Origin of the sequence: Sphingobium sp. RAC03 (assembly GCF_001713415.1) — a bacterium.
GTDB lineage: Bacteria > Pseudomonadota > Alphaproteobacteria > Sphingomonadales > Sphingomonadaceae > Sphingobium.
The window spans coordinates 2167816-2181186 of sequence record NZ_CP016456.1; the positions used below are offsets into that span (position 1 = coordinate 2167816).

The 13371-nt window shown below is 64.8% G+C and carries 14 protein-coding genes; 7 read left to right on the forward strand and 7 right to left on the reverse strand.

Going from position 1 to position 13371, the window contains the following annotated elements; all coding sequences use genetic code 11:
* Positions 1-124: 124 nt before the first annotated feature.
* Positions 125-1282, forward strand: coding sequence for a hypothetical protein (locus BSY17_RS15055; RefSeq protein ID WP_069067011.1), 1158 nt, complete (start codon positions 125-127; stop codon positions 1280-1282).
* Here BSY17_RS15055 and BSY17_RS15060 read toward each other — a convergent pair whose 3' ends face one another.
* On the reverse strand, positions 1283-2203 hold the full coding sequence (locus BSY17_RS15060) for a diacylglycerol/lipid kinase family protein (RefSeq protein ID WP_069066094.1): 921 nt from the start codon (positions 2201-2203) through the stop codon (positions 1283-1285).
* A 70-nt stretch (positions 2204-2273) separates the two neighbouring features.
* On the opposite strand from BSY17_RS15060, the gene BSY17_RS15065 reads away from it, so the two are divergent.
* The gene (locus BSY17_RS15065; protein ID WP_069066095.1) at positions 2274-3134 is read left to right on the forward strand and encodes a metallophosphoesterase family protein; all 861 of its coding nucleotides are present in this window, start codon (positions 2274-2276) and stop codon (positions 3132-3134) included.
* An 82-nt stretch (positions 3135-3216) separates the two neighbouring features.
* Positions 3217-4860 carry a molybdopterin oxidoreductase family protein gene (locus tag BSY17_RS15070; protein ID WP_069066096.1) on the forward strand — a complete coding sequence of 548 codons (1644 nt, stop codon included), beginning with the start codon at positions 3217-3219 and terminating at the stop codon, positions 4858-4860.
* Here the strand turns inward: BSY17_RS15070 and BSY17_RS15075 are convergent.
* Together BSY17_RS15075 and BSY17_RS15080 are read right to left on the reverse strand one after the other, a co-directional pair.
* The gene (locus BSY17_RS15075; RefSeq protein ID WP_069066097.1) at positions 4836-6008 is read right to left on the reverse strand and encodes a glycosyltransferase; all 1173 of its coding nucleotides are present in this window, start codon (positions 6006-6008) and stop codon (positions 4836-4838) included. The two genes, BSY17_RS15070 and BSY17_RS15075, sit on opposite strands and share 25 nt — an antisense overlap.
* Positions 6009-6067: 59 nt before the next feature.
* Positions 6068-6631, reverse strand: a complete 564-nt coding sequence (locus BSY17_RS15080; protein ID WP_069066098.1) for a helix-turn-helix domain-containing protein — start codon at positions 6629-6631, stop codon at positions 6068-6070.
* 99 nt (positions 6632-6730) lie between these two features.
* Here BSY17_RS15080 and BSY17_RS15085 point away from each other — a divergent pair, with 99 nt between their 5' ends.
* Positions 6731-7189 (forward strand): DUF6456 domain-containing protein, encoded by a 459-nt coding sequence (locus tag BSY17_RS15085; protein ID WP_069067012.1) that lies wholly within the window; start codon positions 6731-6733, stop codon positions 7187-7189.
* Here BSY17_RS15085 and BSY17_RS15090 read toward each other — a convergent pair.
* Genes BSY17_RS15090 through BSY17_RS15105 form a run of 4 tightly spaced genes read right to left on the reverse strand, consistent with a single transcriptional unit; the run spans position 7186 to position 9894 of the window.
* On the reverse strand, positions 7186-7716 hold the full coding sequence (locus tag BSY17_RS15090; RefSeq protein WP_069066099.1) for an NUDIX hydrolase: 531 nt from the start codon (positions 7714-7716) through the stop codon (positions 7186-7188). The two genes, BSY17_RS15085 and BSY17_RS15090, sit on opposite strands and share 4 nt — an antisense overlap.
* Complete coding sequence (locus BSY17_RS15095; protein WP_069066100.1) at positions 7713-8390, reverse strand: TPM domain-containing protein; 678 nt, start codon at positions 8388-8390, stop codon at positions 7713-7715. Before BSY17_RS15095 ends, BSY17_RS15090 begins: the two co-directional genes overlap by 4 nt.
* Positions 8390-9280: a TPM domain-containing protein gene (locus tag BSY17_RS15100; RefSeq protein ID WP_083217134.1), complete on the reverse strand. Its 891-nt coding sequence runs from the start codon at positions 9278-9280 to the stop codon at positions 8390-8392. The genes BSY17_RS15095 and BSY17_RS15100 overlap by 1 nt, the downstream gene beginning before the upstream one ends.
* Before the next feature lie 11 nt (positions 9281-9291).
* Complete coding sequence (locus BSY17_RS15105; protein ID WP_069066101.1) at positions 9292-9894, reverse strand: LemA family protein; 603 nt, start codon at positions 9892-9894, stop codon at positions 9292-9294.
* A gap of 103 nt (positions 9895-9997) precedes the next feature.
* Here BSY17_RS15105 and mscL point away from each other — a divergent pair, with 103 nt between their 5' ends.
* From mscL to BSY17_RS15120, 3 genes are all read left to right on the forward strand, one after another.
* Positions 9998-10441, forward strand: coding sequence for a large conductance mechanosensitive channel protein MscL (mscL, locus tag BSY17_RS15110; RefSeq protein WP_037475380.1), 444 nt, complete (start codon positions 9998-10000; stop codon positions 10439-10441).
* A 143-nt stretch (positions 10442-10584) separates the two neighbouring features.
* Positions 10585-10854, forward strand: coding sequence for a hypothetical protein (locus BSY17_RS15115; RefSeq protein ID WP_037475378.1), 270 nt, complete (start codon positions 10585-10587; stop codon positions 10852-10854).
* Between the two features lie 139 nt (positions 10855-10993).
* Positions 10994-13369: a chemotaxis protein CheA gene (locus BSY17_RS15120; protein ID WP_069066102.1), complete on the forward strand. Its 2376-nt coding sequence runs from the start codon at positions 10994-10996 to the stop codon at positions 13367-13369.
* The last annotated feature ends 2 nt before the right edge of the window (positions 13370-13371 follow it).

Sequence of the window (13371 nt, forward strand, 5' to 3'; positions counted from 1 at the left end):
TGCGCTGATATCGTGGCAGCACCATGACATCCGCGTCCCGATACGCCGCCAACCCGCGCCCGTGATTGACATTGCGCAAACAAGCGGCGAACTGCATCCCATTCCCATCATCAAGGCGGCAACCGTGGCGCAATCCGATCTGGTCATCACTCCCGTTTCCGGCAAGGCCGACCTCAAGGCTTTTATCGACCTGCCCTGGTCCCTCTATGCGAACGATCCGAACTGGGTGCCCCCGCTCAAGGCCGAGGTGAAGGCGCTGCTGACGCCCGGCGACAATCCCTTTTTCGACCATGCCGAAGCGCAATATTTCCTCGCGCGCCGCGGCGGCCAAGTGGTCGGCCGTATTTCGGCGCATATCGATCGTCTGGCGCTGGCCCAACCGGCCGAGCAAGGCATGGGGCCGGGCACCGGCAATTTCGGCCTGTTCGAAGCGACCGATGCGGACGTAGGCGCGGCGTTGATCGCGGCGGCCGAAGCCTGGCTGCGCACCAAGGGCATGACTCGCGTGCTGGGGCCGATTTCGCTGTCGATCTGGGAAGAGCCCGGCTTGCTGATCCAGGGCCATGATCATCCGCCAACGGTCATGATGGGGCATAACAGCCCGACCTATCAGGCGATGATAGAGGGCGCAGGCTATGCCCCGGCCAAGCAGCTGCTCTGCTACGAGCTGGACATCACCAACCAATTCCCGCCGCTCATCCAGCGGATCGTCGCGTCGGGGCAGAAAAATCCGCGCATCCGCATCCGTAAGGTCGAAAAGGCGAAGTTCGACAAGGAAGCGGCGATCATCCTGTCGATCCTGAACGACGCCTGGGGCAGGAATTGGGGCTTCGTGCCGATTACCGATGCGGAAGTCGCGCATACCGGCAAGAAGCTGAAACCCATCGTGTTCGAAGATCTGATCATGATCGCCGAACTGGATGGCGAGCCGGTCGCCTTCATGATGACCCTGCCAGACCTTAACGAGGCACTCGGGCCGCTCAACGGGGCGCTTTTCCCGTTCGGCTGGCTAAAATTGCTGCGCTGGCTGCGCAAGCCCAAGGTGCGCACCATGCGCGTCCCGCTGATGGGCGTGGTGCAACGGCTGCAATCCTCGCGCATCGCCAGCCAGCTCGCCTTCATGATGATCGAACATATCCGGCTCGACGCGATCGAACATTATGGATCGACGCGGGGCGAGATCGGCTGGGTGCTGGACGATAATCAGGGAATGAATGCGATTGCCGAGGCGATCAACAGCACGGTCAACAAAGTCTATCAGATTTACGAAAAGCCGCTCTGATCAATCCTCGACCGGCACCGCCACCTCGATCGCGCCCGCCGCGATCCGGGCGGTGACGGGCGTTTTCGCCAGCACTTCGCCATCGATCGAGATGCGCTGGGTCGGGCGGGTCGAAATCTTGAACGATTTGCCGGTAAATTCCTGCGTGTGGGAATCCCGGTCGCGCAGCTTGAAGAATTTGGCATACCAGTCCCAGGCGAGCCGGACATGGCTGCGTCCGACCACCGCCTGGACAACGATTTCGCCCGTGTCCACATCGGCATGGTCGGACAATTCGACCCCCCCATGAAAGGGGCCGTTGAGAATACGGACTTCGGTCGACCAGAGCCGATGCTCCTTCTGCCCATCGTCGATCACGAGGCGAAAGGCGCGAAATCCGACCGAACATTTGACCGCCCAGACCAGATAACCGATCCGGCCGAGATAGCGTTTGAGCTTGTGCGGCACGGTCTTGCCGATCATCGGCGACAGACCGAGCGAGGCAGCGTTGACGAAATAGTCGCGGTCGATCATGCCCAGATCAACCCGTCGTCGGCGGCCATGGGCAATCACCTGCACCGCGCCGTCCAGGTCGAGCGGCAAGCCCAATGTGCGGGCAAAGCTGTTCGCGGTGCCGAGCGGCAGTACGGCAAAGACGCAATCCTTGCCCACCAGCTCATCGACCGTGCCCGACATCGATCCGTCGCCCCCGCCGACGATCACCATCGGCGCGCCATCGGCAATCGCTTGGCGGACCGTCCTATCCATTTGGCTGGGATCTTCGACCGCATGGGCGGCAACCAGCTGGACGCCTGCCTCTTCCAGCTTCTGCTTGGCTTGCGCATACAAGTCCTGGCCCCTGCGGCTATGCGCGTTGACGATCAGCGCGGCCTCGCGGGGGAGGGGGCGAAGAACAGGGCTGAGGGGCGCTTTCGTTTCCATGGCACAACAACACGGCAAGAGGGGATTTGGGTCCAGTGGAAACCATCTGCTTACACTTCGTTACCCTTTAATGGCCCGCATCGCACATCTCTCCGACATTCACTTTGGCGCGAACGATCCCAGGATCGTCGACGCCGCTACCGCCTGGCTGGAGGAGCACCGACCGGACCTGGTCGTCATCAGCGGCGATTTCACGCAGCGCGCCCGCGTCGATCAGTTCCGGGCGGCGTCGGCCTGGCTCAACCGCCTGCGCAGCGCAGGCCTCAAACTGCTGGTGGTGCCGGGCAATCATGATGTGCCGCTTTATGACGTGGTGCGGCGCTTCATGGCCCCGCTCGACCGCTACAAACGCTATATCAGCCACGATCTCTGCCCCTTTTATGAAGATGCCGAGGTCGCCATTCTGGGCCTCAACACCGCGCGCTCGCTGACGATCAAGGATGGCCGGATCAATCATGACCAAATGGAAATATTGCGCCAACGCCTCGCAGCCGTCGCGCCGGACAAGACGCGGATACTGGTGACCCATCACCCGCTGTTCGCCATGCCGATCGGCCGGGGCGGCGAATTGAGCGAAGCGGTCGGCCAGCATGAGGACGCGATACAGGCGGCGCGCGAGGCAGGTGTGCATCTCGCTCTGGCGGGTCATTTTCATCAGACCTATGCCGAATCGGCGACCAAGATGGTCGAGCAGGCGGGCGGCGCGCTGGTGATTCAGGCCGGCACGGCGACATCGACACGCCTGCGCAACGACGAACCGCAGAGCTTCAACTGGCTGCACGTCCATCGCAACAACGAAGTGGAACTGCAGGTGATCGTCTGGGACGGCACCGGCTTCCAGCGCGCCAGCCATGTCGCCTATCACCAGCATGGCGATCGCTGGACCGGCGAGGCGGTCGATCATCCCGCTATGGTCGGTGCCATCGCCTGACCTTGTCGGCGCTGCTTTTGTCAGAAGGCCTGATCGGCTAGGACGCGGCCTATGAGCGTTCGCAACCGGAATCCACGCTGAGATGGCGATCGTCAGGAGCCTGTGCGGCCAGTGTGGCATGGGTTGCGGCGTGCGGGCGATGACCGGCACTGATCGCGACCTGCGGATCGAGGGCGACAAGGCGCATCCCGCCAATGCTGGCCAGTTGTGCGAAGGCGCGGATGCGCTGACGGCCATGGCGGACATGGAAGGACGACTGTTGCATCCGCTGGTCGAGGGCAAGCGGGCGACATGGGACAAGGCTGTCACGCAGATTGCGCGGCGGTTAGCCGCCGTGCAGGCGCGTCATGGGCCGGGCAGCGTGGCGCTGCATGTCGGCGGCGGCTTGCTGACCGAGGATTATTATGTCGCCAACAAGTTGATGAAGGGCTTTTTGGGTTCCGCCCATATCCATGCCCCCTGGCGCGGCGTGATCGGCGGCGTGCAGCGCGCCGCCTATGGCGAAGATGTGATGCCCGCCACGCTGGAGGATATCGACCGCGCCGACCTGATCCTGATCGCCGACGTGCCCGCGTTGCTGGCGCATCCGCTCTTGTTGGAGCGGGTGCAGGAGGCGTGGACGACGCGCGGCACGCGGCTCGTGGTGCTGGGCACGGGGATCGAAGCCGACATGCAATTGCCAGCGCGCGCAGGGAGCGTCGCCCGCTTGCTCGCGGGGTGGCTGCTGCACAGCATCGATGGCGGCCTGATCGACGCCGACTTCGTGGCCGCGCATGTGACCGTGCCGGATGGCTTTCGGGATCGGCTCGTCCCCGGCCATGATCTCTGGTCGGTGGCGCGGGCCTGCGGGATCGAGCCGGGACAGGTGCGCGATTTCTACGATGCGATCGGCCCGGTCGATCGGCTGGTGACCCTTTTCGGTGAGGCGGCGGGCGCGGATGTGGCGGCGGCAACGATCAACCTGCATCTGCTGACGGGACGGATCGGGCGACCGGGGGCAAACCCCTTTGCACTGCCATCCGGGGCCAACGGTATGGGTGCGCGCGAAGTGGGCTGTCACGCTGACGATCTCGCGGCGCATGGCGATTTTTCCGACCCCGTGCGGGCCAATGTCGCGCGCTTCTGGGGCGCACGACAGTTGGTGGAACAGCCGGGACTGGAGGACGCAGCGCTGCTCGACGCCATGCGCGACGGACAGGTGCGGGCGCTGTGGAGCATCGGTGCGGATGACGGCGCGGCGGACTGGCTGCGCGCCGCGCAAGCCACAGTCCCACTGTCGATCCGATCGACCGATCGCGCGGACGAAGCCGACGACGGCTGGACCCTATGTCTCCCATCGGCAAACTGGATCGAAAAGGATGGCACAGTGACAGGGCTGGACCGGCTCGTCAGCCGACAACGGCGCCTGTTCGACCTGCCCGGCGAAGCGCGGCCCGACTGGTGGATACTGACGCGGGTGGCGCAGGCGATGGGCTGGGGCGACGCCTTCCATTATGAACAGCCCGCCGATATCTATCGCGAGCATGGTCGGCTGACCGCCTATCGCAATGATGGCGCGCGCCTGCTCAACCTGCGTCGCCATGCGCCCATTTCCAACCCCGCCTATGCCGAATTGACGCCGTGGCGCTGGGGCGAGGTGCCGTTCGACGGCGGGCATTTCCCGACGTCCGACGGCCGCGCGCGCCTCCTGCCGATCGCGGGTCAGGCCGAGGCCGCGATCCCCTGAAGATGCGCCAGGAGCGCGTCGCCATTGGCGGCCCAGGTGAAGCGCAGCGCGGCCTCGCGCACCTTTTCCGGCGCGGGCGGATCATCGAGGATGGCGCGGATGGCCGCCGCGATGGCTTGCGGATCGCGATCGACAATTTGCCCGGCTTCGGGCCGATCGAGCAATTCGCGCGCGCCGCCCACGTCGCTGATCACAATCGGCGTGCCGCAGGCGAGCGATTCGACCCAGGCATTGGCGAGGCCTTCGGAAGCCGATGGCAGCGCCATCACATCGGCCGCAGCAAAGATGCGCGGCAATTTGTGATGCGGTACCGACCCTAAGAAACCGACGCGGCGCTCCACGCCCAGCTCCAGCGCCAGATTTTCCAGCGTCCGCCGATATTGTCCCTGACCCGCCAGCAACAACGTGACGTCGGGCAATGCGGGCAAGGCGCGAACCAGCAGTTCCTGCCCCTTGCGCGGGATCAGCGCGCCGACGCACAGCACCACCGGCCCGCTGAAATCGAGCGCTTCCTTCGCTGCCGCGCGATCGGACAATTCGAACGTGTCGAGATCGACCCCGGTATAATGGACCCGGATCTTGTCGGCATCCATCCCCATCCGCGCCATCGACCGGCGCATCGCGTCCGACACGGCGAGCAGCCCCGCCGCCTGATCGCCTGCGGCACGCACCATCTTGCGGGTGCTGCGCTGCGTGCCCCAATGGTGAATATCCGCGCCGCGCGCCTTGACGGAATAGGGAATGCCGAGCGCCTTCGACAGCCGCTGCGCCACTGGCCCATCGGGGAAGAAGAAGCTGGCATCGATCACATCGAACGGCGTCTGCGCGTGCAGGCGGCGCACCAGCGGCAGGATGGCGCGCGTCATGGTGATGACATTGGTGCGCCCGCCGAATTTGGGGATGATCGGAAAGGTCGGACGATAGACGGTCAGTTCCCGCCAGCGTTCCTTGCGCGGCAGCGCGCGCAGCGGCGCATAGCGGGCGCTGAGCGACAATGGCCATGGCGGCAGGCCGACCGGTGCGACGACGGTGACCGTCGCCTCCGCCCGGCTGGCCAGTTCGCGCGCCTGTCGTTCCACGAACACGCCGAAATTGGGGCGGCTGATATCGGGAAAGAGGGTCGATAGCATGAGGACGTTGAGCGTCATGGTCTTGTCTTTCGCGGATCAGCCATTGCCATCGGGTTAAGCGGCGCTTGTGCTTTTGACTAGAGCCGCCGGACGAGTTGCACGGCGACTGCGGCCCATGGCGGGTCAGTCAGCACCAATTGCCGCGCGCCCGACCCCAGCGGCAGCAGTTGCAACCGGTCGCCCTCCCGCCCGATCAGCCGCCCGAACAGGAAGCGCCCGGCGGGACGCGGGAAAAGAATGTCGCGGTTGAGCGCGCTGGCAAAGTCTTCCGGTCCGATGCGGCGGCACCAGATCGCGTCGCCGCTGCGATAATCGCCGATGCTGGCGCTGACATGCACGCCCACCATGCCGTCGCTGGGCGCGGGCGAGGGGAAGGCGAGCGGCCGGGTCGGCGCACGCACGCCATCCGGGCCAAGCAACGCGGCAACCGGCACTTCGGCCTGCCCCGGCAGCGCCACCAGTTCGGACGTGGTGACGCCCAGCGCCAGCGCGATACGATTGAGCCATTTGACCGATACGGTGCGCGTGCCCGTCTCCAGCCGCCCGATCGTCTGCGCCGTGGTCGGCGGGTCGCACAGCGCGCCCACCTGTTCGAGTGTCAGTCCCTTCGCCTTGCGGACTTCGCGGATACGGGTGATCATCCCACGCCTCTATAGTAACCTATTTGGTTTTCTCTTTCCTACAAATGATCCCCCATGGCAAGAGCGGCTCTTCCGATTCTTGGGCAGCAGGAGGTGGTGATGGCCGTAACGCATATCGAACAGACGATCGAAGGCCCCGATGGCCGGGCGCAGCGGGTGATGGTCAATCTCGGCGAATCCCCGCTCGCCTGGCTGCATGCGCGCGGCCATGTGAGCGAACGCCAATATCTGGCGGGCGAGCGCCTCCGCGCCGACTGGGAGAAAGCGGGCCTTGGCGCACGGGTGACGATGTGCTGGGACGCGGCCCCGCGCGAGGGCGGACGGCGCGGACCGGGACGAACGCCCGACCCCACCAGCGCGCAGCTGTCGGCGCGCGACCGTTTCGATGGCGCGATCACGGCCGCCGGGCCTGGCCTCGCCGACATATTATGGCGTGTGGTCTGTGCGGGCGAAGGCCTTGCCGCAGCGGAAAAAGCGTTGGGCTGGCCGAGCCGCGCAGGCAAGCTGGTGCTAACCCTCGCCCTGGAGCGCGTGGCCGACTGGTATCGGGTGGCCTAAGCCATCATCCCCGCGCCCAGTAACAGCAGCAGCTTGACGTCCATCGCATAGCCCTGCGCGCGCCACTCCGCGATCTGGTCCGCCAGGGTGGCGAGGGGGATGCGGTGGACGATAATATCCTCGCCCTCCACACCGCCGCCGTCGCCGGTCTTCACCAGCCCATGGGCGCGGAACAGCGTGAAGCTCTCCGACACCATGCCGGGCGAGCTGAAAAACTGGCCGAGCGATTCGAGCCCGGCGGGGCGGTAGCCGGTCTCCTCCTCCAACTCGCGCGCGGCGGCGATGCCGGGGTCTTCACCCGCCGTCTCGTCGCCGACCAAGCCAGCAGGCAGTTCGATGCAGCGGCGACCCAAAGGCACGCGATATTGATCGACCAGCAGGACATGGCCGTCCTCGATCGCCAGGATCACGGCCGCCTGGATGCCGCGCGCGCGCCCCACATATTCCCATTTGCCGCGCTGTTTGGCAGTGATGAAGCGGCCCTGCCACATCACCTCTTCGGGCGCATCGCGATCCGGGTCGATCATAATTCGATTAGCCTGTCGGGCAATTCGTTGATGTCATCCTGCGCGCGCGGGAAATGCGTCGCCAAGATCGCGCCGACCTGCCGCACTTCGGCCGCCAGCCCTTCGCCGGGTCGCCCATCGCGGATCGCTTCGATCAGGGCCGCCATGGCCTCGCCCCAGGCTTCGGGCGCGACCTTGTCGTTGATCGCGCGGTCAGCCACCAGCTCGGCCCGATGTTCGTCGAGCGAAAGATAGAGGAGAACGCCGGTGCGGCCATGGGTGCGCGCCTCGACCGCAGAGCGGAACAGCAGGATGGCGCGGCGGCGCACGCGACGCGCCTTGGTCGCGCGCGGCGTGGCAAGCATCCGCAGCGCCGGTATCGCCAACAGATAGCGAACAACCAGGAAATTGAGCAGCAGGTCGCCCAGCAACACGGTCAGCAATTTCCAGTCGGCAACCTCATGCTCCCAGTCGCGTAACAGCATCGCAGACAGATCGCGCAGATGGTCGGGGAAGGTCGCGAACCAGCCCAGTGTCAGAAACACTGCCGCCACGGCCCAGATCAAGCCGACATCATGATAGGCGTCCGATCGACGTGCGACGATGGTCACGATCTCGCCCGACGTTAGCGCTTCGGTTTCCGCGACCGCGGCGGAAACGAGGTCATGGTCGGCCTGGCTAAGGTTAAGCTGCATCACCAGTCCCCCGACGCGCCGCCGCCGCCGAAGCTGCCGCCGCCCGAAAAGCCGCCGCCGCCGCCAAAGCCACCACCACCGCCCCAACTAGAGCCGCCGCCCGACCCCCAGCCGGACCCGCCAGCACCCGGACCCCATATGATGATCGGCATGCTGCTACCGCCCCGGCGATAGCGCTTCCCGCCGCCCCCGCCGGTGCCGCGCGACATGAGCCGCATGGCGATGAAGAGGATGATGAACGCTATCGGCCACAAACCCAATATCGCACTGCCGCCGCGATCAGCCGACCGCGCTTCGGTTTCTGCGGCCGCCGCGCGGGCCTTGGCTTCTTCGGGCGGCAAAGCGAGCAAGGCGGTGATCTGCTCCACGCCCGCCGCGATGCCGCCGGGCATGTCGCCCGCCTTGAAGCGCGGGGTGATGGCATTGCGGATGATCTGCGAGGAAAGCGCGTCGGTCAGTGTGCCCTCCAGGCCATAGCCGACCTCGATCCGTACCTTGCGATCATTGGGCGCAATGATCAGCAACGCGCCATTGCTGTCCTTGTCGCCAATGCCCCAGGCGCGACCAAGCCGATAGCCATAGTCGGCAATATCATAGCCTTGCAGATCGGCTATGGTCGCCACCACCAGCGAACGCCCGCTGGCTTGCTTCTGCGCGATCAGCGTCTGACTAAGCGCCTGTTCCTGCGCCGGATCGAGCAGGTTGGCGGCATCGACCACGCCCTTGTCATCGAACTTAGGAAAATCCTGTGCCCACACCGCCGGGGCGAGGGCGAGGAGAAGGAGGAGGAACAGGCCAGAGAGTGCCGTGCGGAGCAGGTCTGTCGATACTCCTCCCCAACGAAGGGAAGGGGCCTTCGACAGGCTCAGGCCGAACGGAAAGGAAAGCATGGTTCCGATGCTCAATTACCGAAATCGACCTTGGGGGCTTCTTCCGCGCCGGGGGTGGTCGCCTGGAACGGTGCCATTGGCTTGGCGCCATGGATGATCTTTGCGCCGATGGCATCGGGGAAGGTGCGGATACGGGTATTATAGGCCTGCACCGCGCCATTATAGTCGCGGATGGCGACGGCGATACGGTTCTCGGTGCCTTCCAGCTGCGACTGCAACTGCAGGAAATTCTCATTGCTCTTCAGGTCGGGATAGGCCTCGACCGAGGCGAGCAGGCGGCCAAGCCCCTGGCTCAACTGCGCCTGTGCCGCCTGGAACTGCGCGACCTTGGCGGGGTCGGACAAATCCTCGGCATTGACCTGTACCGACGTGGCCTTGGCCCGCGCTTCGGTCACCTGGACCAGCGTGTCCTGCTCCTGCTTGCCGGCCGCCTTCACCGTCGCGACCAGATTGCCGACCAGGTTGGAGCGGCGCTGATATTGCGCCTGCACGTCGGCCCATTTGGCCTTCGCCTCTTCCTCGGCCGTGGGAACACTGTTGATACCGCACGCGGACAGGGCGAACGCCCCAAGGAGCGGCAGCAGAAAGGTGGAGAAGCGGCGCAGGCGCGTCATGGGACATCCTTGGCGATTGTTTCGCTGCTGGAAATAGGGCGTTGAACTGATCCGCGCAACGGGCCATGCATATATTATCGCAGATAGTAAAAGGGCTTAAACCATGGGGCTGCTTTCGGAATTCAAGACTTTCATCAATCGCGGCAATGTGATGGACCTGGCTGTCGGCGTCATCATCGGTGGTGCGTTTGCGACCATCACCAAATCGCTGACCGATGATCTGATCATGCCGGTCGTCGGCTATATTTTCGGCGGCGCCGACTTTTCGGGCTACTTCATCCGTATGGGTGATCTGCCCGCAGAGTTTAAGGGCAACCCCGAAAGCTATGCCGATCTAAAGGCGGCAGGGGTCGCCATGTTCGGCTGGGGCGAATTTCTGACCGTCCTGGTCAATTTCGTCATCCTGGCCTTCATCATCTTCCTGCTGGTCAAACTGGTCAACAGGCTGACCGCCAAGCAGGAGGCAGAGGCCCCCGCTGCGGCACCCGCGCCCACGCCCGAAGACATCATGTTGCTGCGCGAAATCCGCGATTCCCTCAAAAAATAATCGTTTATGCGACGAAGCGAGACTGCGACGGGAACCATCCCCGGCGCGACCGGTTGATCGCGGTCAGGGCTGAAGGCTGCGTGTGCGGCCTGGAAGCCTTGCGAAGTAGGTAGCCCCAGGGGGCGCAACAGGAGAACAACGCCGTGAAAACCTTCGTCAAAGTCCTTGGCCTCGCCAGCCTTGTCGCGCTCGCAGCGTGCGATTCCGCCAAGGAAAACCAGGTCGAGAACGCTTACGAAAATCAGGCGGACGCCCTCGACAACCAGGCTGACAATATGGAAGCCATGGCCGACAACCTGACCGGCAACGCCGAAATGTCGGCTGAAAATGCTGCCGATGCGCTGGAAAACAAGGCCGACGCCACCCGCGAAGCGGGCGAGAAGGCTGAAGAAGCGGTCGAAGACCAGCAGTAATCTGCTCTCGTCATTCAAGCGAAGGGGCGTCGTGACATGGTCACGGCGCCCCTTTTGCCGTCTGCGTCCCGGCTTTTAACGGCCCCTTAACCACGTCCCGCCAAAGGTGCCTGTCGCGCGCATCGGTGGGGCCATGGCAATGGACGAGTTACTGCAGGAATTCATATCAGAAACCCAGGAAACGCTTGAAGCGTTGGCTGGGGAGGTCGTGGCGTGGGAAGCCGACCCGTCTGACCGCGACCGGCTCGATGCGATCTTCCGTTTCTTCCACACGGTCAAGGGCAGTTGCGGCTTCCTCAACCTGCCCAGGTTCGAACGGCTCAGCCACGCTGCCGAAGATGTGCTGGCGGACATTCGTGCAGGCAAGCGCGGCGCTGATCCCGCCACGGTGAGCGCGGTACTGGGCCTGATGGACCGGATCGGCGAACTGACCGAAGCGGTGGCCATGGGCGCGGCGCTCCCCAATGAAAACGATGATTATCTGATCGCGGCGCTCAACGCGCCAGTGGACCAGCCCGCGGCGCAGGTGCAGGCGGCCCCGGTCGCGGTGGCCCGGCAAGCGGGACAGGCTGGACCACGCACCATCCGCCTGCCCTTGAGCCTCATCGACCAGTTGATGAACGGCGTGTCGGACATGGTGCTGGCCCGCAACGAATTGTCGCGCAAACTGCGCGAGCGATCCGCCGATCCTGAACTCGACAATGTGTTCGAACGGCTGTCGACCTGCGTCGCGGACATGCGCGACGTGATTTCCAAGACGCGGATGCAGCGGGTCGAACGGCTGTTCGCTGCCATCCCGCGCATGGTCCGCGATCTCGGCCGGGATCTGGGCAAACGCATCGACCTAACGCTGGAGGGCGGCGATGTCGAAATGGACCGCGAAATGGTGGAGATGGTTGTCGACCCGCTCACCCATATCGTCCGCAACGCCATCGACCATGGCATCGAATCCCCCGAACAGCGTCGCGCGGTCGGCAAGCCGGAAGCTGGCGCGCTACGCGTGGAGGCCCGCCAGTCGGGCAATCAGATCGTCATCACTATCAGCGACGATGGCGCAGGCATCGACACCGCGCGGCTGGTGGACAAGGCGATCGGCGCAGGTCGCCTGACCGCCGAAGCGGCGGCGCGGATGACCGAGGCGGACAAGCTGGACCTGATCTTCCACGCCGGACTGTCCACCGCTGATCAAGTGACGTCGATCTCCGGCCGCGGCGTCGGCATGGATGTGGTGCGCGCCAATGTGGAGCGGATCGGCGGCGTCATCGCGCTCGACAATCATCCGGGCCAGGGGCTGTGCATCACCCTGCGCGTGCCGCTGACGCTGACCATCATTCCGGGGCTGGTGGTGCGGGCGGGCGGCCTGCATTTCGCCATCCCGCGCGCCGCCGTTGTCGAAATATTGCATGATAACAATGCGATGCTCCAGATCAGCTGCATCGGCGGCGCACAGATCGCCACGATCCGCGGGGTGCGGCATTCGATGATCGAGCTGGAGGATGTGCTGGGCATGGAGCGACCGGCGCAGGCCGGACCCCGCGCCATCATGGTGGTGCGGTCGGGCAGCGGCGTACCCTATGCGATGGGCGTCGCCGCAGTGGACAATCATGAGGAACTGGTGATCCGGCCAGCCTCGCCATTGATCATGGCGACTGGCGTCTATGCTGGCATGACTTTGCCGGACAATGGCAAGCCGATGCTGCTGCTGGACGCGGCGGGCATTGCCAGCGCGGCCCAGCTCCCCACGATCCTGGACGATCAGGCCGCACGGCGGACAGAGGAACAGGCGGACGCCAACGCCGGGGTCGAAATGGTCGCGGCGCTGCGGTTCGAGGAAATGACCGGCGAAAAACGGCTGCTCAAACTGGCGCTGATCGACCGGGTCGAAGATATCGATATCGGGCTGTTCGGCCGGTCGGGTGACCAGGCCTATGTCCGGCTCGATGGGCGATTAATCCCCGTCGTCAATGGCTTGTCCCAGTTCGATCGGGCCAAGGTGTCCGCTTTGCGCCTGCGCGATGGCACGCAGGAAGCCTGCTACCCGGTCGCTGCCGTGCTGGACATCGTCCAGATGCCGTTGGTCCCCGACATGGTCGCCATGCACGGAATCCTGAGCGGCGTCGCGGTGATCGAAGGCGAGCATCTGGAGGTGATAAACCCGTTTGCACTGTTCGCTTCGCTGTCCGGTTATGACATGTTCGAAGGCCAGGGCGGCCGTTGCCTGCTGGCCGACGCCGAGGACGATGGCTGGACCCGCGAGATATTGGCACCGCTGTTGCGGCAGGCGGGCCACGACGTGGTGCTGGGCCTGCCGGAAGACGGCGTGATCGACCCGCGCGACGTGCTGCTATGCCATGATGGCGAAGGGTCGAAAGTCGCCGGAATCATGGCGGAGATGACCGGATGCCGCGTGGTGCAACTGCGCGCCTCGCCCCGTGCCGCCGGGCCGCGCGACGCCAGCATCTATCGCTATGACCAGGACGCACTGATGGCGGCGATTACCGCCGGACAGGGATAGGG